Source organism: Advenella sp. EE-W14 (genome assembly GCF_012923605.1).
GTDB classification, from domain to species: Bacteria; Pseudomonadota; Gammaproteobacteria; order Burkholderiales; family Burkholderiaceae_B; genus Advenella; species Advenella alkanexedens.
In genome coordinates this window covers 1-19,495 of record NZ_JAAVNG010000009.1, presented here as the reverse complement: position 1 = coordinate 19,495, position 19,495 = coordinate 1, and the positions used below count along the sequence as shown (strand labels likewise).

At 48.3% G+C, this 19,495-nt stretch carries 16 protein-coding genes; 9 read left to right on the top strand and 7 right to left on the bottom strand.

Going from position 1 to position 19,495, the window contains the following annotated elements:
* The first annotated feature begins 6 nt into the window (after window positions 1-6).
* Genes HCX92_RS07400 through HCX92_RS07370 form a run of 7 tightly spaced genes read left to right on the top strand, consistent with a single transcriptional unit; the run spans window position 7 to window position 7,260 of the window.
* Window positions 7-801 carry an enoyl-CoA hydratase/isomerase family protein gene (locus tag HCX92_RS07400; RefSeq protein WP_169294310.1) on the top strand — a complete coding sequence of 265 codons (795 nt, stop codon included), beginning with the start codon at window positions 7-9 and terminating at the stop codon, window positions 799-801.
* A gap of 8 nt (window positions 802-809) precedes the next feature.
* The gene (locus HCX92_RS07395) at window positions 810-1,955 is read left to right on the top strand and encodes a CaiB/BaiF CoA-transferase family protein (protein WP_169294309.1); all 1,146 of its coding nucleotides are present in this window, start codon (window positions 810-812) and stop codon (window positions 1,953-1,955) included.
* On the top strand, window positions 1,952-2,869 hold the full coding sequence (locus HCX92_RS07390; RefSeq protein ID WP_169294308.1) for a hydroxymethylglutaryl-CoA lyase: 918 nt from the start codon (window positions 1,952-1,954) through the stop codon (window positions 2,867-2,869). Before HCX92_RS07395 ends, HCX92_RS07390 begins: the two co-directional genes overlap by 4 nt.
* 23 nt (window positions 2,870-2,892) lie before the next feature.
* Window positions 2,893-4,086: an acyl-CoA dehydrogenase family protein gene (locus tag HCX92_RS07385; protein WP_169294307.1), complete on the top strand. Its 1,194-nt coding sequence runs from the start codon at window positions 2,893-2,895 to the stop codon at window positions 4,084-4,086.
* Window positions 4,087-4,094: 8 nt separating this feature from the next.
* A complete protein-coding gene (locus tag HCX92_RS07380) occupies window positions 4,095-5,429 on the top strand; it encodes an MmgE/PrpD family protein (RefSeq protein ID WP_169294306.1) in 1,335 nt (444 codons plus the stop codon).
* A 52-nt stretch (window positions 5,430-5,481) separates the two neighbouring features.
* Window positions 5,482-6,252: a class II aldolase/adducin family protein gene (locus HCX92_RS07375; protein ID WP_169294305.1), complete on the top strand. Its 771-nt coding sequence runs from the start codon at window positions 5,482-5,484 to the stop codon at window positions 6,250-6,252.
* Window positions 6,253-6,273: 21 nt separating this feature from the next.
* Entirely contained in the window at window positions 6,274-7,260 is a 987-nt protein-coding gene (locus HCX92_RS07370) for a 2-dehydropantoate 2-reductase (protein ID WP_169294304.1), read from the top strand.
* Window positions 7,261-7,264: 4 nt separating this feature from the next.
* Here HCX92_RS07370 and HCX92_RS07365 read toward each other — a convergent pair whose 3' ends face one another.
* Window positions 7,265-8,329: an exonuclease domain-containing protein gene (locus HCX92_RS07365; protein WP_169294303.1), complete on the bottom strand. Its 1,065-nt coding sequence runs from the start codon at window positions 8,327-8,329 to the stop codon at window positions 7,265-7,267.
* Between the two features lie 21 nt (window positions 8,330-8,350).
* Window positions 8,351-9,364, bottom strand: a complete 1,014-nt coding sequence (locus HCX92_RS07360) for an aldo/keto reductase (RefSeq protein WP_169294302.1) — start codon at window positions 9,362-9,364, stop codon at window positions 8,351-8,353.
* Window positions 9,365-9,473: 109 nt separating this feature from the next.
* Here HCX92_RS07360 and HCX92_RS14875 point away from each other — a divergent pair, with 109 nt between their 5' ends.
* A complete protein-coding gene (locus tag HCX92_RS14875; RefSeq protein WP_371808404.1) occupies window positions 9,474-9,683 on the top strand; it encodes a YqaE/Pmp3 family membrane protein in 210 nt (69 codons plus the stop codon).
* 118 nt (window positions 9,684-9,801) lie between these two features.
* Here the strand turns inward: HCX92_RS14875 and HCX92_RS07350 are convergent, their stop codons facing one another.
* The 3 genes from HCX92_RS07350 to HCX92_RS07340 all read right to left on the bottom strand — a co-directional run bounded on the left by HCX92_RS07350 (window position 9,802) and on the right by HCX92_RS07340 (window position 14,864).
* On the bottom strand, window positions 9,802-10,308 hold the full coding sequence (locus HCX92_RS07350; RefSeq protein WP_169294301.1) for an acetone carboxylase subunit gamma: 507 nt from the start codon (window positions 10,306-10,308) through the stop codon (window positions 9,802-9,804).
* A 62-nt stretch (window positions 10,309-10,370) separates the two neighbouring features.
* Window positions 10,371-12,695, bottom strand: a complete 2,325-nt coding sequence (locus tag HCX92_RS07345) for a hydantoinase B/oxoprolinase family protein (RefSeq protein ID WP_169294300.1) — start codon at window positions 12,693-12,695, stop codon at window positions 10,371-10,373.
* 21 nt (window positions 12,696-12,716) lie between these two features.
* A complete protein-coding gene (locus HCX92_RS07340) occupies window positions 12,717-14,864 on the bottom strand; it encodes a hydantoinase/oxoprolinase family protein (protein WP_169294299.1) in 2,148 nt (715 codons plus the stop codon).
* A 516-nt stretch (window positions 14,865-15,380) separates the two neighbouring features.
* Between HCX92_RS07340 and HCX92_RS07335 the strand changes: the two genes are divergently transcribed.
* Entirely contained in the window at window positions 15,381-17,414 is a 2,034-nt protein-coding gene (locus HCX92_RS07335; RefSeq protein ID WP_169294298.1) for a sigma-54-dependent Fis family transcriptional regulator, read from the top strand.
* Window positions 17,415-17,475: 61 nt separating this feature from the next.
* Here HCX92_RS07335 and HCX92_RS07330 read toward each other — a convergent pair whose 3' ends face one another.
* Entirely contained in the window at window positions 17,476-19,107 is a 1,632-nt protein-coding gene (locus HCX92_RS07330) for a Na+/H+ antiporter (RefSeq protein ID WP_169294297.1), read from the bottom strand.
* Between the two features lie 104 nt (window positions 19,108-19,211).
* On the bottom strand, window positions 19,212-19,376 hold the full coding sequence (locus tag HCX92_RS07325) for a hypothetical protein (protein ID WP_169294296.1): 165 nt from the start codon (window positions 19,374-19,376) through the stop codon (window positions 19,212-19,214).
* Between the last annotated feature and the right edge of the window lie 119 nt (window positions 19,377-19,495).

Sequence of the window (19,495 nt, the reverse complement as noted above, 5' to 3'; positions counted from 1 at the left end):
TAAATCATGAACAAAACCTACGAAACCATAAAAGTCGAAGAACCGTTTCCCGGGATTCTGCTGGTCACCCTGAACCGTCCGGAAGTCTCCAATGCCTTCAACACCCAAGCCGGACATGAACTATATGATGTGTTTCACCCCCTGGAGCTTGAGCACCGCAAATATCGCTGCGTTGTTATCACTGGTGCTGGTGACAAGGCGTTCTGCGCAGGCGGAGACTTAAAAGAGCGCAAAACCCTGACTGAAGAGCAATGGGTATTACAGCACGAACTTTTTGAGCGCACCTTCCGCTCAATTCTCAACTGCCCACTACCCATTCTGGCTGCCGTCAATGGCCATGCTTTTGGTGGCGGCTTTGAATTGATGCTGCAGTGTGATTTTGCCTATGCATCGCGCAACGCCCGCTTTGCCCTGACAGAAGTATCCCTGGGTATCATGCCTGGCGGAGGCGGTACACAAACCTTGCCAAGGGCTGTTGGCGAACGTCGCGCAAAGGAAATCATTCTGACCGCAAGTCCTTTCAGTGCCGATGAAGCTTGCGAATGGGGAGTCGTCAACCGTGTATTCGAACCGGATGAAGTCCTGGAAAAAACACTTGAAGCCGCACAAAAAATTGCCACCAATGCCCCGCTTTCAATCAGGCAGGCAAAACACTCAATCCACTACGGTTTACAAATGGATCTGAACTCCGGCATGATGTTTGAACTTGAAGCGTATCAACGCATGGTTCACAGCCAGGATCGCAAGGAAGGCATTCTGGCCTTCAATGAAAAGCGCAAACCCAATTTCAAGGGCTGGTAAGAATGAAAATGAACACCATGAACACCATTAAACCATTGCCATTGCAAGGCTACACCGTTTTTGAAATTGGGCAGAATGTTGCTGCCCCATTTGCCGCCCAAATCCTGGCTGATTTAGGTGCCACGGTGATTAAGATTGAAAAACCGGCGGGTGACGATGCCCGTCACTGGGGCCCGCCAGACTGGGAAGGTGCTTCGGCCATGTTCCAGACCTTAAACCGGAACAAACAATCCCAAATTTGCAATTTCAGGGATCCACAACAGGTTGAACAACTCAGAAAACAATTCATCGCGCAGGCGGATGTCATTATCCAGAACTTCAGACCGGGTGTCCTGGAAGGCCTGGGTCTTGATGAAAAAACCCTGCGTGCCACTAAACCCGAGCTGATTTACTGTGATATGGGTGCCTTTGGCAGTGGTGGTCCGTTATCTGAGCTGCCTGGTTACGACCCGCTGATGCAAGCCTACGGTGGCCTAATGAGCGTGACTGGTGAGCCGGGTCAGCCCCCGGTCAGGACGGGCTATTCAGTCATTGACTGTGGTACTGGCATGTGGGCCGCCATTGGCATTCTGTCTGCCCTGTTACAACGCGAGAAAATGCAGGAAGGTGCTCATGTTGAGGTTTCCCTTTTCGAAACTTCCTTAAGCTGGATGCAGGTTGCCAGCGCCCAGCATATGTCCAGCGGCCAGGTTCCAGGCAGACATGGATCAGGGGCGGCAACCATTGTACCTTACCGCGCCTACCAGACGGCTGACGGACACCTGGTGGTGGCCGCAGGCAATAACGGCCTGTTTGCCAGGCTGTGCAAAGTGCTGGCCCACAGCGAATGGACTGAAGATGAACGTTTTGCCAATAACCCGCAACGCGTCATCCACCGAAACATCCTTGATGAGTTGATCCAGAATGAATTAAGCCAGCAAACACGCGAATATTGGACTGCCAAATTGCGTGAAGCCAACGTGCCTTGTGCTCCGGTACAGGACACGGCTGAAGCCTTTGGCTGCGAACAGGCGCAAGCCTTGGGTGTTATGCAGGATGTCCCCGATTCAGCCATGAAATTCATGGGTCTGCCCATTCGCCTTGACGGACAAAGGCCTGCCATCCGGCTTGCGCCCCCTGCCCTGCAACCCTTGACTGAAGAGAGCTTGTCATGACTGATAACAATCAGGTCTTCGTGCGGGAAGTCGGTTTGCGTGATGGCATTCAGAGCCTGGATACCATTGCCACCCAAGACAAAATAGAATGGCTCAAGGTTGAGTCTGAAGCCGGTGTTCGCGCCTTTGAAATCACCTCGTTTGTTCCCGCGCATGTGATCCCCCAATTCTTTGATGCCCAAACAATGGTCGAGCAGGGGCAACTGAACCCCAGGCTGGTGCTTTCAGCACTGGTGCTGAATGAAAAAGGCGCCATGCGCGCCCTGGAGGCCGGTGCAAAAAATATTGTATTTGTCCTTTCAGCCAGTGCCACGCATTCACAAAAAAATGCCCGCACCACACTTGAAAATGCGCTGGCTACAGTGGCAAGATTAATTGAAATGGTCAAGCAACAGCCCGAACCGCCACACATCACCGGTGCCATTGCCACTTCTTTTGGCTGCACCTATGAGGGCCATATTGAAAGCAAGACAGTTCTGAACATTGCAGACAGAATGGCACAAGCCGGTGTTGACCATATCGCATTGGGAGACACGGTTGGTTTTGCGGGCCCCAGACAAGTCAGAAACCTGTTTACCCAACTGCGTCAACTACTCGGCAAGCTGCCGGTTGGCGCTCATTTTCATGACACGCGCGGCATGGGTATGGCTAACGTACTGGCTGCCCTGGACGCTGGTGTCAGACACTTTGATGCCTCTTTGGGAGGCTTGGGTGGTTGCCCGTTTGCCCCCGGCGCAACCGGTAACATCGCTACCGAAGATCTTTGTTTCCTGCTGGAAGAGTATGGCCTGCAAACCGGTATTAACCTTGAAAAACTGCTTGAGGCCCGGCGCTGGCTGGCCCACCTGCTTCCTGACGAGCCATTACAGGGTGCTTTGTCACGTGCAGGACTGCCCACCATCATTACACATTAATTCTTAAGATCAGGAAAAGAACCATGGATACATTAAGCACACAAAACACTCCCGTTTCCATTGAATTGGGAAATGACTATCAAGACATCCGTGAAAGTGTTCGCCGCATTTGCGAGGACTTTCCCGGCTCATACTGGAGAAACCTGGACGAGCAGCAAGGCTACCCCTCTGAATTTGTCAATGCCCTGACCGAAGCCGGTTATCTGGGTGCTCTGATTCCCGAAGAATATGGTGGCAGTGGCCTGCCCCTGCGTGCAGCATCGGTTATTCTGGAAGAAATTCATGCGGCCGGCTGCAATGCAGGTGCCTGCCACGCACAAATGTATATCATGGGTACGCTTTTGCGTCACGGCAGCGAAGAGCAAAAAAGAAAATACCTGCCCGATATCGCCAGTGGCAAACTGCGCCTGCAGGCCTTTGGTATTACGGAACCCACCACCGGCTCAGACACCACCCAAATCAAGACCCGGGCCGTGCGTGATGGTGACAACTATATTATCAACGGCCAGAAAGTATGGACCTCACGTGCCCGTTATTCCGACCTTATGCTATTACTGGCCCGAACCACGCCTGCCGATCAGGTCAAGAAAAAAACCGATGGCATTTCCGTGTTCCTGGTGGATTTGCGTGAAGCCCGTGGCAATGGCGTTGAAATCCAACCGATTCGTGCCATGATCAACCATAATACAACCGAGGTGTTTATTGAAAACCTGGTGGTTCCCGCCTCCAGTCTGGTTGGTGAAGAAGGCAAGGGATTCCGATATATTCTTGACGGCATGAATGCAGAACGTATTCTGTGTGCCTCGGAAGCGATTGGTGATGCAAAATGGTTTACCAAGACAGCCGCCGCCTATGGTAATGAGCGTGTTGTATTCGGTCGTCCGATTGGCCAGAACCAGGGGATTCAGTTCCCTATCGCCCGTGCTTATGCCGAGACTGAAGCTGCCGAGATGATGGTACGCAAAGCGACCGCCATTTTTGCCGCAGGCCTGGATTGTGGTGAAGCCGCCAACATTGCCAAACTGCTCGCGTCCGAAGCGGCCTGGCATGCTGCCGAGGCCTGCATGCAAACACACGGTGGATTTGGCTATGCCGCTGAATATGATGTTGAACGTAAATGGCGTGAATGCCGGGTCATGCAAATTGCCCCCATTTCTTCCAACCTCATTCTTTCCTTCATTGGACAACACGTCCTGGGTATGCCACGTTCATTCTAGGAGACGTAATGAAAACACTGTCACGGCAAATGGCCGACTTCATCACCAGTGATATTGCAGGACAAATCACCCCCGAGGTTTGCCAAACCGTGCAGCTGGCCTTTCTTGACACTGCCGGCTGCATTCTTTCCGGGCGTGATGAGGAAGTAACCCGCCTGTTTGCATCCTGGGTAAACAGATGCTACCAGAATGAGCAGGAAGCCAGCGTATTTTTTTCACCGCAAAAACATACCGCAATGGTTGCCGCCATGCTTAACGCCGTTTCAGGCCATGCACTGGACTTTGATGATGTTGCCCTGGCCGGACACCCCAGTGTTGTCCTGGTTCCGGTTCTGCTTGCCGAGTCAGACCGCAGTGGTCTGACCGGGCAGGACCTCATCAGCGCCTACTTGAAAGGTTATGAGATTTGGGCGGATTTACTTAACCGGATACCCGACCCTTTACATGAAAAAGGATGGCACCCCACTGCCGTGCTGGGTACGATGGGTGCCACCGCCGCACTTTGCGCGGCGCGTCAAATTGATAGTGAAAAAACCACCCATGCACTGGGCATAGCTGCCAGCCGCGCCTCTGGATTGGTCGCCAATTTTGGTTCGATGTGCAAACCCCTGCATGCGGGTTGGGCGATCGAATATGCTTACGGGGCTGTTGAAATGGCCGCCATGGGTGTAACGGCTTCAGCCGATGCTCTGGAAGGATCAACCGGTTTCCTGACTGCTTTTTCAGACCGGCATGCGCCGGATCGCGAACGACCTTTCGAAAAGCAGCAGGCATTAAGCATCAACACGGTTAAACCAAGTATCAAAAAATATCCAGTCTGCTATGCTTCACACCGTGTGATTGACGGTGTATTGCAATTAAGGCAACAGCATAATATTCCCATTGAACACATACAAACCATTACGGCAACCGTCAGTGAAACCAATGCCAGAGTGCTTAAATACCAGCACCCAGGCACGCCTCTTCAGGCGAAATTCAGCATGCCTTTTGCCTGTGCCTCGGCGCTGGTTTATGGTGAAGTAAGCCTGCAAAAAATGACTGAAGATGACATTACCAACCCAGCCATCCGGACATTGATGGAAAAAGTTAAGGTTTCAATCAATAATGAAGCCTGCCCGCTTGAACCCAGCTTTGCCCTTCACGATGACGTTACCATTACTCTCAAGGATAACACCCGCCTTGAAAGTGGCCCGATCCGTTTTGCATTGGGTCATGCCCATTTTCCGCTTGCACCGGCACAATTGGAAGCTAAAATCCTGTCCTGTGTCAAACCGGCCGAACGGGAAAGCACAATGGCATTAATTGCAAAGTTAAACAACCATTTCACTGCAATGGCAATATGATGCAACTAAAACCATGTCATTGACCACCACAACACAGATAAAAGAGACGACAATGAATACACTGGCTGATTCCATTACACTTGAAGAAAACATCACTGAAACCGAACAGGCCCTGCGGGCCGAGTTGGCTGCCTGCTACCGGATTTTTGCGATGCTGGGCTGGACAGAACTGATCTACAATCATATTACCGTTCGCATTCCAGGCCCGGAAAAGCATTTCCTGATCAACCCGTTTGGCCTGCACTACACCGAAGTGACCGCAAGCAATCTGGTCAAGATAGATCTTGATGGCAATGTTATCGGCGCCTCCAAATGGAAAGCCAATCCAGCCGGTTTCATCCTGCACTCAGCCATTCACAGCGGTATTGAAAACGCCCACTGTGTCATGCATACCCACACCACAGCTGGCTGCGCCGTTGCCTGCTCGGCTGCGGGATTGTCGCGAGATAATTTTTATGCTGCCCAATTGCATAATCGCGTTGCCTACCATGATTTTGAAGGCATAACCATCCATGCCGATGAGCAACCAAGGGTACAGCGTTCCATCGGCAACCGGCAGGCCGTGATCCTGAAAAATCACGGCTTGCTGTCATGGGGAAGCACCATTCCCGAGGCCTTTGCCTACCTGTGGACCTTACAGCGTGCCTGCGAAATCCAGGTGGCTGGCGCGGCACTTGGCCCAACTACCCCCATCCCTGAAGAAATACAAATCCAATCCAGTATTGACGCCCTGCAATTTGATCCTCGATATGGTGCTGGTCGCGATGTTTTTGAAGCGTTAAGACGCCAAGTCGATACCATTGACACCAACTATAAAAACTAACGACCTTAAAGGAATTTATCTATGAAAATCTGTATTTATGGAATCGGTGCAATAGGTGGTTTAATGGCGGCACGGCTAGTACAGGCCGGTTATGACGTCAGTGCTGTAGCACGTGGCGCCACGCTTGAATCATTACAAAAAAACGGGCTTCAATTCTATCCAGCGGGCAGCGATACGGCGCAAAGCCACCCGATTAAGGCAAGCCAGTCTCCAGCAGAGCTGGGTGTACAGGACATTGTCATTATCGCTGTAAAAACCACCGGACTGCAGTCCATAGCCAAAAATATTGCGCCCTTAATAGGACCAGACACCACCATTCTGTCTGCCATGAACGGGATTCCATGGTGGTTCTTTCATGGGCTTGAACATGAAAACGGTCATCTGAAACTGGACTCGGTTGACCCGCAGGAAATTATTTCCAGACACATCCCGGCCAATCAGGTCATCGGTTGTGTCACCCACCTTTCCGCCACCACGCCCGCCCCAGGTTCGGTTAAACATATCGCAGGCAACCACTTGATCATCGGAGAGCCCAACGGCACCCAAACCCCAAGGCTGAAGCAGCTTTGCGCAATACTGGAAAAAGCCGGATTTGATGTGGAAAATACGTCATGCATCCAGAAAGACATCTGGTTCAAACTATGGGGAAACATGACCATGAATCCTGTTTCAGCCATCACGGGTGCAAAAAGCGATCACATTCTGGATGATCGCTATGTCCGCGATTTCATGTCACGTATCATGCAGGAAGCTGCCGCAGTCGGAGCACGAATTGGCTTGCCAATAGAGGCCGACCCTGAACAAAGGCACCAGGTTACCTATAAGCTTGGATCCTTCAAGACATCCATGCTGCAGGATGCGGAAGCTGGCAAACCGCTTGAACTGGATGCTCTGGTAACATCAGTCACCGAAATTGCCCACCAGCTGGAAATCTCTATCCCCTGGACTGAGTCATTGCTGGGCATCAGCCGATTACAGGCCAAAACACGTGGGCTCTATCAATACTGATCACTCACAACGCTACCAAACGGGACATATTCCGCACCAGGATTTTATATATTTCATGGGAAAAGTTCTGCTTTTCCTGTGATAATGTTTGACTGATCTCTTCTGCGTTATGAACTGTACCCAGGTACTGCCAATGCCAAAACACATGCTTCAGATTGTTTTCAGGCAAAACTGCATAACCCCTGAAAGGCCATTGCGCCAAATCACCTGTCTTTCTGCGCCTTGGTTGTTTGTTTTTTTCCGGTTGACACTGCTTAATCAATTTTTCTTCGGTCAAAAAAGCATCCAGTTCACCGGCACACTCAATATAATCCACCCGCCTCACACGATCAGAAAATGACTTTTCGGCGGGCAAGGCCCGATCTTTGGCAAAAAAAGTCAGCACCCGCTGGCGAAGCTTATTGCCTTTACCCACAAAAAGAAGCCTGTCATCATCGCCATAGAGCAAGTACACACCAAACCGGTTGGGAATGGACTCAATTTCTTCTGGGTCAATATGCTCAGGCAAATGGGGAATAGTCATCAGTTCTTGAACGACCTGTTGCAAATAAGCGCCCTCAAACTGCCGGTTGACCAATTGCCAGAATTGCAATAACACATGCGCATCGCCATATGCCCGGTGCCGGTGTTTGATTTCAAGCTGGTGTCGCTGAACCAGATAATCAAGCCCATGCCTTTCGTAAGCAGGATATAGCCTGCGGGACAGCTTAACCGTGCACAATTTGGGCGTTTTGAAATCAATACCCACCCGTTTGAATTCACTTTTGATGAAACTGTAGTCAAACCGCGCATTATGTGCAACAAAGACATGCCCCTCGAGCAGTGCGCGAATTTTTTCTGCCACCTCAGAAAAAAGAGGTGCTTTTGCCACCATTTCATTACTGATACCCGTCAGGTTTTCAATGAAACCGGAAATACGACAGGTTGGATTGATCAGGGACTGATAAGTAGAAACTTCTTGACCGTCATAACGGATAATAGCGATTTCGGTCAGTCTATCTTGCCCAATCACCCCCCCCGTAGTTTCAACGTCCACAAAAGCGAAGGGGGATTCATAAGTAAAAATCATGGGGGGTCGGTTTTGATTGTTTCAGGCAGCAGAATAAGGCACCCTGCCAATGACGGGATGCCCTGGATCATTATACCCGAGTGTAGAATTATGCCCTGTTACCACCAACTCATCTACCAGCGCCTCATCATCAGCTGTCAGTTGATAATCAAGGGCCCGCTGATAAGCCTGCCATTGTTCAAATGTACGGGGCCCTACAATAACGGAGCTGATCAGTTGATTATTCAGCACCCATGCCAGGGAGAAATCTGCGGCTGAAATGCCTTTTGATTCGGCATGCTGCCTGATACGCTGCGCAACCAATAATGACTCCCGACGCCATTCTGTTTGCATGATACGACGGTCGTTGCGACCGGCACGCGAATCGGCCGGTGGCGCAGTATCCGGGTCATATTTACCGGTTAAAACACCCCGTGCCAGAGGACTGTATGACACAACACCAATACCGTAATGGGCAGCGGCAGGCAATTGCTCAACCTCGGCAACACGGGAGACCAGATTGTACAAAGGCTGACTGGCCACTGGTCGATCAATACCAGCCTGATCAGCCAACCTGACAGTTTCGGCAATACGCCACCCCCTGAAATTGGACACCCCGAAATACCGGATTTTTCCTTGCCTGATCAGATCAGCAAGCGCACGGATGGCCTCCTCCAATGGCGCATCGGGTATTTCCCGGTGCAAATACAGAATATCCAAGTAATCGGTTCCCAAGCGTTTCAGGCTGGCTTCAACCGCCTGAAAAATCCATTTGCGAGAAATGCCACGCTGGTTAACCCCTTCGCCAAACACATTGCCCAGTTTGGTTGCAAGAACCCAGTCATCACGGTTACTGGCAATGGCCCGCCCAACCACCGCTTCAGATTCCCCATTGTTATAAACATCGGCCGTATCAATAAAATTGATGCCCCGGTCTTTGGCATCGGCAATAATCCGATGTGATTCCGCTTCGCTGGTTTGCCCGCCAAACATCATGGTTCCCAGTACCAGTGGGGATACTTTTAAACCACTTTTGCCAAGATTCCGGTATTTCATGACTGCTCCACATTGAGTTCTTAATTGAAATAAATTCAAATTTATCGACAACGGGCACCTACGTCAAGCTGAAGTTTTTTATTTCTCAAAAACACCTTGCAATGAAAAGATTCATGATTTTTTTGGGGCCATTATTGCTTTACGCTTGCCATGGTTGACCTTTTTTACCATAGTTCGTCCTATTGCCGACATTATCTGCCTGATACTGCAAGTAACCCCTATTGGCTGGGTTCCCGCCAGCATATGGGCAGTCTATTCCCTCAGCCAATACAAAACTGATCAAAAAATCAAAGAAGCACTGGGTTCCCGCCAGTTTTGATTAACTCGACTCCACCAAAATAAAACCGCAATCTGTGAATCAGTTTTTTTGTACAGGATTCACAGACCGCGGTTAATATTTATTAAAACCTTATTTCTTAAACCCTGCTTTTAAAGGGTTAATCAACCCGGTCAGGAACAGGCAGACCCAACCAGTTTTTATAGAACGATTCAATATCCGGCTCAAAATCATGAATGACCGGATACCATGGTGTGGGCGCTTCCACGTCATGCAACACCCCACATTCCGGACAGTAATACTCCCGATATACCTGCCAGTCTGTATCGGGCGCCATCAACTCAGGGTAAATTTCCTGCATGGCTTCGGGGGTATCCCGCACATAAATGGCCGCATCCATTTTCCAGTTATGGCGGTAATCACCAAACTCATGACCACAGCTGCACTTGTTCACCCATTGTCCGGTAGACTGGGATTGCGCAATATATAGATGAGGCCCCAATGGTAGGATGATCCTGTCTTTCCAGGAAACCTTGTCTTGCAGTACGCTCAGGTACAGTTCAAAACGTTCTTTGTCCTTGGGGGTTTGCAGCATACGAAGGGTGGTGTCCCAATCAAGCTTGCCATCCACCAGATTATTAACCTGTTCTCTTGTAAATACTGACATAACTTATCTCCTTGATCTTTTTTATTTCATGGCCTTACGATTCGCAAGGCCATGATCCTGCTTTATTCGTCAACCAGAACAACGGTACTGACGCCCGGCATTTCTGAAATGTCATTGCGATAGGTTGATCCAAATGAAGGAACTCCCAACTCGGATTCCGGCAATGACCACGCTTCGGGCAAGTCCCAGAATTGCTTGAACTCATTGGTGAATTTCTCACTCAAGGCAAAACTGGTTGAGTACATATGACGTACCTGAACTGAAGCACTCTTGGTCAGGATCCGCTCACGCTCTTCCTTCATCCATTCACGGGTAGGTACCGCACGCTGCAACCGTTCCTTGCGAATTTCAGCACGTCGTACCGTTGTTTTCTCAGAATCAACCACCCAGTTGCCTTCGGCATCTTTGTCAATAACCGCACCATAAACCTTCCGGGCAAATTCAGGTAACACGAAACGGTTGTTAAGGTCACGGGCAATGGCTGCCGGCTCACGATCCAGCGGATCACCAAAGCCCGGACCGCCACGGATATAGTTCAGGTACAGGTCATGATCCTCAAAAATGGTTTCCGTGGTCATGCATTGCTTATCACGTTTAATCTGGGCAGTCGCACTGATATGACGCTCATAATCCGGTTCACTCGGGTTACTGTCTGCTCCCAGTGGAATAGAAAGTTTCTGTTCAATCCGGGCTTTAAGATCGGTATTATGTGCTTCAAAACGGTAACCGGTGGCTGCCGGATAACCTCCCATTAGTCCCCAGTCACTGTTCATATAACCGTTACCCGAAAAGAACATGGTCCAGTCCTGGGCATGCCAGACCATACGCAGGGTTTCCAGTCCACATCCACCCCGGTATTTGCCATAACCACCCGAATTGGCTTTTACGTTACGTCCCATAAACAACAAGGGTTCGGCCATTTCCCAAATTTCAATATCACCCATATCTCCTTCAGGATTCCAAACAGCTGCGGCATGATTCAGGCCATCCTTGACCGCGCAGGCACCGGTACCGGTTGCCGCCGTTTCAAAACTGTTAACTGCATGAATTTCCCCATCCTGGTTGATACCCCCACCCTGTAGCCAGTTACTGGTATTACCATTACCGGCATTTACCTCTTCCAGATAACCGCGGCTGAAATAAGATTGGCTCATTGCCCGCCACATACCTGTCCAGGCGGAAACCAGATAATGCCAGGCATCCGAGTGGGCCGTCCGGCGATCATCCGGGTTCATCCAGGTGCCTTTGGGAATATTGAATTCCGTTGCATAATAAGCACCATCGTTAATCCGTTGGGTTGGCACCAGTGTTTGCGTTAGCATGACCCAGATACCGCTGGTAAAAGCCACCTGGTTGGCATTGAAGCTGTGCCAGCACCAGCGACTTCCGCCTTCAAAGTTCATGCGCCAGCTGGCATCTGGCCGGATGGTCAACTCGGTGGGAGCATGCATGATGGTATTCATTTTGGCGTAAGAAGCCGTTAACTGAACATCCTCATGGTTATAGGGAACATCAACAAAGGCCACTTTGCGATAAACGCCTGGAATGGTCATGTCTTTCAGGCGGGATTGCAGGCCACGGCGACCTTCCTCAATAATTTCATAGGCAAACTTCTCAAAAGCCTCCACCCCTTCGGACTCAACCACCTCTTCAACCAGTTGACGAATCATATGACAGCCGGCAATCCGGGTACGTTCGTCCAGAATCAGATATTTGGGTGTACGGGTTGAGCGCTGGCTTTCATGCAGCCAGTCACGTAATGGCTCATCATTCACACCCGTTTTGCGGCAGGTCGTCATGTAGCCATCCCCAAAACGGGAGGTTTGCCCGGTGGACATCGAGCCCGGAGAGATCGCGCCCGTATCAATCACGTGAGTGACTCCACCCACCCAGCCAATCAGTTTGCCTTCCCAGAAAATGGGTACGATCGTGGCAATATCACAAGGGTGCACATTACCGATAGAACAGTCATTATTGGTAAACATGTCACCCGGATTAATGCCTGGATTGGTTTCCCAATCATTCTCGATCATGTACTTAATGGCTGCACCCATGGTGCCCACGTGAATGATAATACCGGTCGAAGTCAGAATACAGTCACCGGCGGCGTTATACAGGGTAAAGCACAATTCGCCTTCCTGCTCCACGATAGGTGAAGCGGCAATTTTCTTGGCGGTTTCACGGGCATGCACCAGCCCCCCACGTAACCTTGAAAACATTTTTTCATAACTGATCGGATCGCTTTCCTTGAACGCCAGTGTTTCAAGCGCGTTGTAATAACCGCTCTCTTTAGTTCTGGCCAAAACGGCATCACGATGTGCTTTCAGCGTCATGCCATTACCCAATAAGTTCCCCAGCCCGACTTGTTTCATTGACATCATATTCATGTTGTGTCTCCTTAACTTTATTTATTTCACTTCTTTCAAATGAAACAGGCGATGTTTGTCCAGTGTGGTTTCAAACCCTTTTGGTACCACAAAAGTGGTGGCATCAGATTCAATCACCGCGGGGCCAACAATATGATTACCCGCCTTCAGGGCCTCCATTGACCATACATCCGCGTCATGCCATTTTTTATGCCGGTAAAACGGACGCTTACCAATCAGGGCCTCTTTGGGCGGCTCTTTACCTGACAGCTCCTCCTCGGGCAACTCAGGCTTTTGTGATATAACGCTACCACGCATAATGACTTTGGTAACACCAAAACCAAGCTCTGGCGAACTGGCGGAAGTGGCATACACCCGACCATAAGTTTCATCAAAAGCGGCCACCATTTTTTCCCAGTCTTCAACGCTTGATGCCGCACTGATGGGAGAGTCAATTTCAAGATCATTCAACTGGCCCAGGAACTGCATGCTATAGGCCGGACGAAGCATGACGTCCTCAGGCTTGAAGCCATTGATCACAAACTCTTCAATCACTTTTTCAGCCAATTCATTCCAGCCCTTTGTAAGCGTAATACCCGCTTGTTGCTTGACCTCATCTGAAGACCCGGGAGGTACGGCAACGTCCACACTCATGTCATAGCGATACTCGTACTCGGCACAGGCACAGCCAAACGCTGAAAATCCGGCAGCCCAGGCAGGCACGACCACATCCTCAAATCCCAGACCTTCGGTATAGCCATAGGTATGTACAGGACCGGCACCGCCATAAGAAAAGCAAACAAAATCGGCCGGGTTATACCCTTTGGCGCTAATCGTGGAGCGCATGTATTCTCGCAACTGCAAATCCAGCAATTCAATCACCCCTGCCGCCGCATCTTCGACAGACAATCCCAGAGGATCTGCAATTTGTACTTTAAGATAATGCCGTGCCCTCTCCACATCCAGCTTGATCGCCCCACCCAGGAAGTTTTCCGTATTCAGATAACCCAGCACAACGTGACAATCGGAAACAGACACGGTATCCAGACCGCTTTCCGGCCAACACATGCCCACACGATAACCGGCACTGTCCGGACCCAGCTTGATGGAGCCGCTGTATGGGTCAATCCGCACAAAACTGCCCGCACCCGCCCCCACCGAATCCATGGCGACCAGTGGCAATGACAGAACCAGGCGAGCCATGTCCGGATCTGATTTAATGGCAAAACTGCCTTTGGTAATCATGGCCATATCAAAGCTGGTGCCACCAATATCACTACAGGCAATATTGTCGTAACCCAGCAACTCACCTAAAAACTTGGAACCAATAACGCCGCCAATAGGACCCGATACAATGGTACGCGCCAGCTCTTTGGCTTTCCAGCCAATCGTGCCACCATGAGTGGCCATCACACGCAAGTCAAATTTACCGCCATGTTGCTTGAATCGGTCACTTACACCTTTAAGCGTTTTACGGGAAGGTTCGGCAGCATAAGCTTCCAGAACAGTGGTATTAGTACGATGACTTTCCTTGCGTGACGGGTAATAATCTACCGTTGCAAAAACTGGAATATCCGAACCCAGTTTTGCAAGTTCTTCCAGACAAATATCCCTGGCCCTGCGTTCATTGTCCCCATTTTTATGCGATTGCAACAAGCTGATGACAATTGCCTGCGAACCCTTTGCAAGCAGCTCACGGGTTGCTTTGCGGACATCATCCTCATTAAGTGGAATAACCACCTTGCCTTGCACATCAGTACGTTCGGTAACACCGCGGGTACGGGACAACGGAACCAATGGTTCATCATAGCGGTGTGTATTCAGATGAATACGATCTTCCAGTGCGTAGCCCAAATAACTTTGCAAGGCGCGTCCCATCGAGTGCACGTCCTCAAACCCCTTGTTGCACATCAAGCCCACATCAAGCCCTTTACGCTGCACCACCCGGTTCAGCATGGCCGTACCGGAATAAACGCAGGTTAACAGCTCGGGATAAACATCCTCAACCCTTCGATTCCATGCAGCCAGCGCATCATTGGAAGACTCATAAATGGCTTGGGCCTCATCGGCCGGATTACTTTGCGCCTTGCCAACGACAAACCGACCGTCACTGCTGACAAAGAATGTATCGGTCATCGTACCGCCTGCATCAATACCCATAACCTGTACGGGAGTGGATTCAGTCCGCATAACACATCTCCTGAATAATTATTCTCTTTTGCTCTGGAATTCCTTTCATTACTTCCTCAAGGATTCCGCTCCTTTGATAACAGAATCATCTGTCACATCGATGTATGAGCAAAACCCGTGCCAATTATGCTTTTGAAATCCCAATCAATTGATTCATATATGAAAAATTTAAAAAACCATCTAGCATAAAAAACAATCAATTTCATTAAAATGAAATTCGTACGTTCGATTTCCGTACGCTCATACTCATTTCAACCAATATCCGGACAATAGGGTTAATACTGAATATAATTAAATCAGCATAAATAAATGGACAGCACCCCCTCTTTAACACAACCTCCAGGTTGCGTCTGAAGATGGAAAAAGCTATAGTCGAGAAAGAATTAAAAACGATGCGTAATATGTATTTTTTGAAGTCAAAACAAGCAGTACGACCAAGGCAATAAAAACAAAAAACGCATCATTGAGCTGTAACTAACTATCAAGCATATAGCATCAAGTTCAGCCGGAGACAATATGACAGGCTCAATCAAAAGTCAGCGTTTATCTAACCCTGACAACGATAATCGTGTGATTTCCGCATGGGAAAGTGTGATGAATGGTCATTCTCCCGCACCCAATGCCCTAAGACGTTTAATCAATGATTCCTGGAGACGATGTCTTGATGCCAGAATTGACCCTGTGCACCTGCACCCACCTTCAGTGCTGGAAGATAATCAACTGCTAATACTTCAGCAACGGCATTCAGAACTGGTCACAGCCAGCCAACCGGTCATGATGATGGCCAGGGATTTTTTAGCTGAAACAGGGAGCGTAATGATTCTGACTGATCCGGAAGGCGTCATTTTATCCATTGAAGGTGATCCTCGTGGTCTTGATGCTGCTGCATCCATCCAGCTAACAACCGGTTATAACTGGAATGAATTACGTACTGGTACCAATGCCATTGGCACGGCCCTTATGACAGGACAAGCTGTCCAGGTCCATGCCGCTGAACATTTCTGTTCCGGTGTCCGGGAGTGGACTTGCACAGCTGCTATCATTCGTGACCCCTATGATGGACAAACACTGGGAGCCATTGATATTTCGGGCCTGAAACATACATTCAGCCCCCATAGCCTGGCCCTGGTGGCCACGACTGCCAGCCGTATTGAAAGCGCACTAGCCAAAAGAGAGCTCAGGTTTCGTTATCAATTACTGGAACAAAGCGTTGCCAGATTCTCTGGCAGTAATGACGGTATTATCATTTGTGACCGAAGAGGTCGCCCGATTAAGCTGAATGAACAAGTTAACTCAGCCTTGCTGGCACAAAATATCAAATTGGATCTGAATAAATCCGAATCTCTTTTTTCCCTGGATTTGAATCAAATCAGTAACGTTCATCCAACACAAAAACCAGAATGGCTACAAGACGACTGGATCGAACCCGTTATCAATGAAGGTGAACGCATTGGTACTGTCCTGACTATCCCCAGTCCTATCCGAAGCAATAAACCGGAAGCCCCATCCAGGCAACTTTCTGCTCACCGTTCTGATAAGCCCACTGAAGACAGAGGATTTAACCAGATCATCGGTCAGTCTCCCCCCTTAAAAAAAGCCATAGAAAAAGCACAATTATTGGCAAAAACCAATGTCCCGGTCTTGATTCATGGTGAAACCGGTGTCGGCAAAGAAAACTTCGTAAGAGGAATGCATCAGGCTAACGATACAGAAACCGCAGATAAAAGACCTTTTGTTGCCTTGAATTGTGGCGGCTTAACTCCGGATCTACTGGCCAGCGAATTATTTGGTTACTGTGAAGGCGCTTTTACCGGGGCTCGAAAAGGAGGAATGATCGGCAAAGTGGAAGCAGCAAATGGCGGTACCTTGTTTTTAGATGAAATTGGTGAAATGCCACTTGATTTACAACCGCATTTTTTAAGGGTTCTGGAAGAAGGTGAGATTTATAGGATCGGAGAAAACAAGCCCAGAAAAATCAACTTCAAATTAATCACAGCCACCAACCGGGATTTACAGGAGGAAGTATCACAAGGACGTTTTCGAATGGATCTTTATTACCGTATTTCTGTCACAAGTATCCATATACCGGTACTAAGAGAAATTAAAGAGGATATCCCCATCCTGGTTGATTACTTCCTGGGCATACTAGAACATAAATATGGCTATGGATCCAAAAAGATAAACCCCGAAACCTTAAAAATACTGGATGAATATAATTGGCCGGGCAATATCAGGGAATTAAGGAACACCATTGAAAACATGTACTTGATGAGTCAAAGCAATGACTTATTACCTGCAGATATTCCTGAACAGATCCTCTCAACCATCAGGAAAATCGATATCCCTTCCACTTATGCAACTTCTATGCCCGATACGGGACTGCTTCAGCAGGCAGAACTTATCTCAATTGAAAAAGCACTGGCATTACATCATGGCAACATGACATTAACCGCAAAACATTTGGGTATCGCCAAAAGCACCCTATATATGAAAATCAAAAAGTATGGTATTGAAACAAAAATTGCACAAATCAGGAATGAGCCCATCTAATTGACAAGAATCATCACCCAATAATTTCCATTAGCTTTTCAAGTTCCGCCTTGCAAAGCAATCAGCTAAAGCGTATGTGATCAAAATCAAGTCTTTCAACCAACTCCCTGGCAAGTTCGTCCGAGATTTTCTTTTCCCGGGCTAATTGATAAATACTGATACGGGCACGATCAATCAAAGCCAGGCGCAGCATACGTTCAACCTGGTATTTATCATATTCAAGATTTTGCTCTTCGCTCTCGGGTTGAAACCCATTCACGAAATCAGTCATTAATCTGGTTTTAACATCTTCATAAAACTTGGCATCAAAATTATCATTTTTCTCCAGATTGGCAATGACTGAATCAAGATGCATGTTCACTTGCTCACTGGCAACCTTGATGGCCATTTTCTTTTGATTGGAATGACTGATCATAAATTCTTTACTGGGTGATATATCTTTCAATAACAAGGGTAACGCAATACTTGCAGCGATAAGAGAAATAATAATGACCGTAGCAGCCAGAAAAACAGCCAGGTCACGCCCGGGAAATTCGGATTCATCGGGCAATAAAAAAGGAAGCGTCATTACACCTGCCAATGTCACAGCACCACGCACACCGGCAAAAGACAAAATTAAAATATGACGCCACTGCGGTAAAGAGGAAGGCTTTCCAGTTCGTGCCCACAAATAGGGGACATAAATACAGACAGTGACCCAAATAAATCGAAAACCTGTCAGGGAAAGGCAAATAACAATGGCATACATCAACAACCACCAAGGATTGTAATGTCCTGTTTGAGTTACCAAATCAATGGCCTCATTAAAAATGGTCGGTAATTGCTCCCCCAATAATATGAACATGAACCCGTTTAGCGTAAACTGCAAAAGATCCCACATAGCAGTACGCCGCATTCGGGTCATGGGTGAAATCCGACCCGACAACTCAAAAGAACTCATGGCCAAACCCGCTGCCACCGATGACAAAATACCTGAACCACCGATAGCTTCCGCAAGCACATAAGCGGCAAAAGGTGTCAGCAAGCTTAAAAGAATTTCTGCTCCTTGATCTTCACTCAAAAAATAATAAATACGTTGGTGCATTAGGAAAAGTAACCAGGTAGTGATAAGACCCATCGAAATACCGGCTGCCGCTACCCAAATAAAAGAGGTCACCACCTGTGAAATTGAAAATACCCCCGTCATCGCTGCCAAAACAGCCATTCTGAAGGCCACTAAACCACTGGCATCATTAAAAAGTGCTTCTCCTTCAAGAATTGACATTAAACGTCTGGGCACAGGCAAACGCCTGGTAATACCTTGAACAGCTACAGGATCAGTGGGAGATACAATGGCAGCAAGCGCAAATGCAACAGGCAATGGCATTGCAGGAATCATCCAGTGGATGATATAACCCAAGCCAAAAACAGTAAGAATAACCAACCCAAAAGCAAGTTGAAAAATCCCCGCCTTATCGCGCCATAATTCATCTTTAGGTATTCTCCAGCCATCAAGAAACAAAAGCGGTGGTATAAGCAGCAGGAAGAAAACTTCAGGATTTAAAAGGATACCTTCATCAAAGACGCCGGAAATAATGAAGCCAAGACCTATTTGTATTAATGGTAAAGGAAGCCCCCATGGCAAAACCCTGCCAATTAGGCCACTGACAAGAATAGCAACGAGTATGGTAAATACCAGCTCTATGCTTTCCATATTAATCTCCAGAAATATAAATTCTTTGAAGTTTACAGTAGTAAATAATTTTTTGAAAAAAATTATTCTTTTTTGACTTAATTTATATTTAATCTATTGTTATGTTAGATCTGCTTGATAAGCATAGCTGCTGTTTGCTGTTTGCTGTTTGCTGTTTGCTGTTTGCTGTTTGCTGTTTGCTGTTTGCTGTTTGCTGTTTGCTGTTTGCTGGCAATGATAATAAACGAAAAATAACAGATACAAGAAATTTTATCATTTTTGACCGGCAATAAAAAAACCCCTTCAGTAGTGCTGAAGGGGTTTTTTGGAATAAAGAGCCTGACGATGACCTACTTTCACGGATGTCCATCCACTATCATCGGCGCGAAGGCGTTTCACTGTCCTGTTC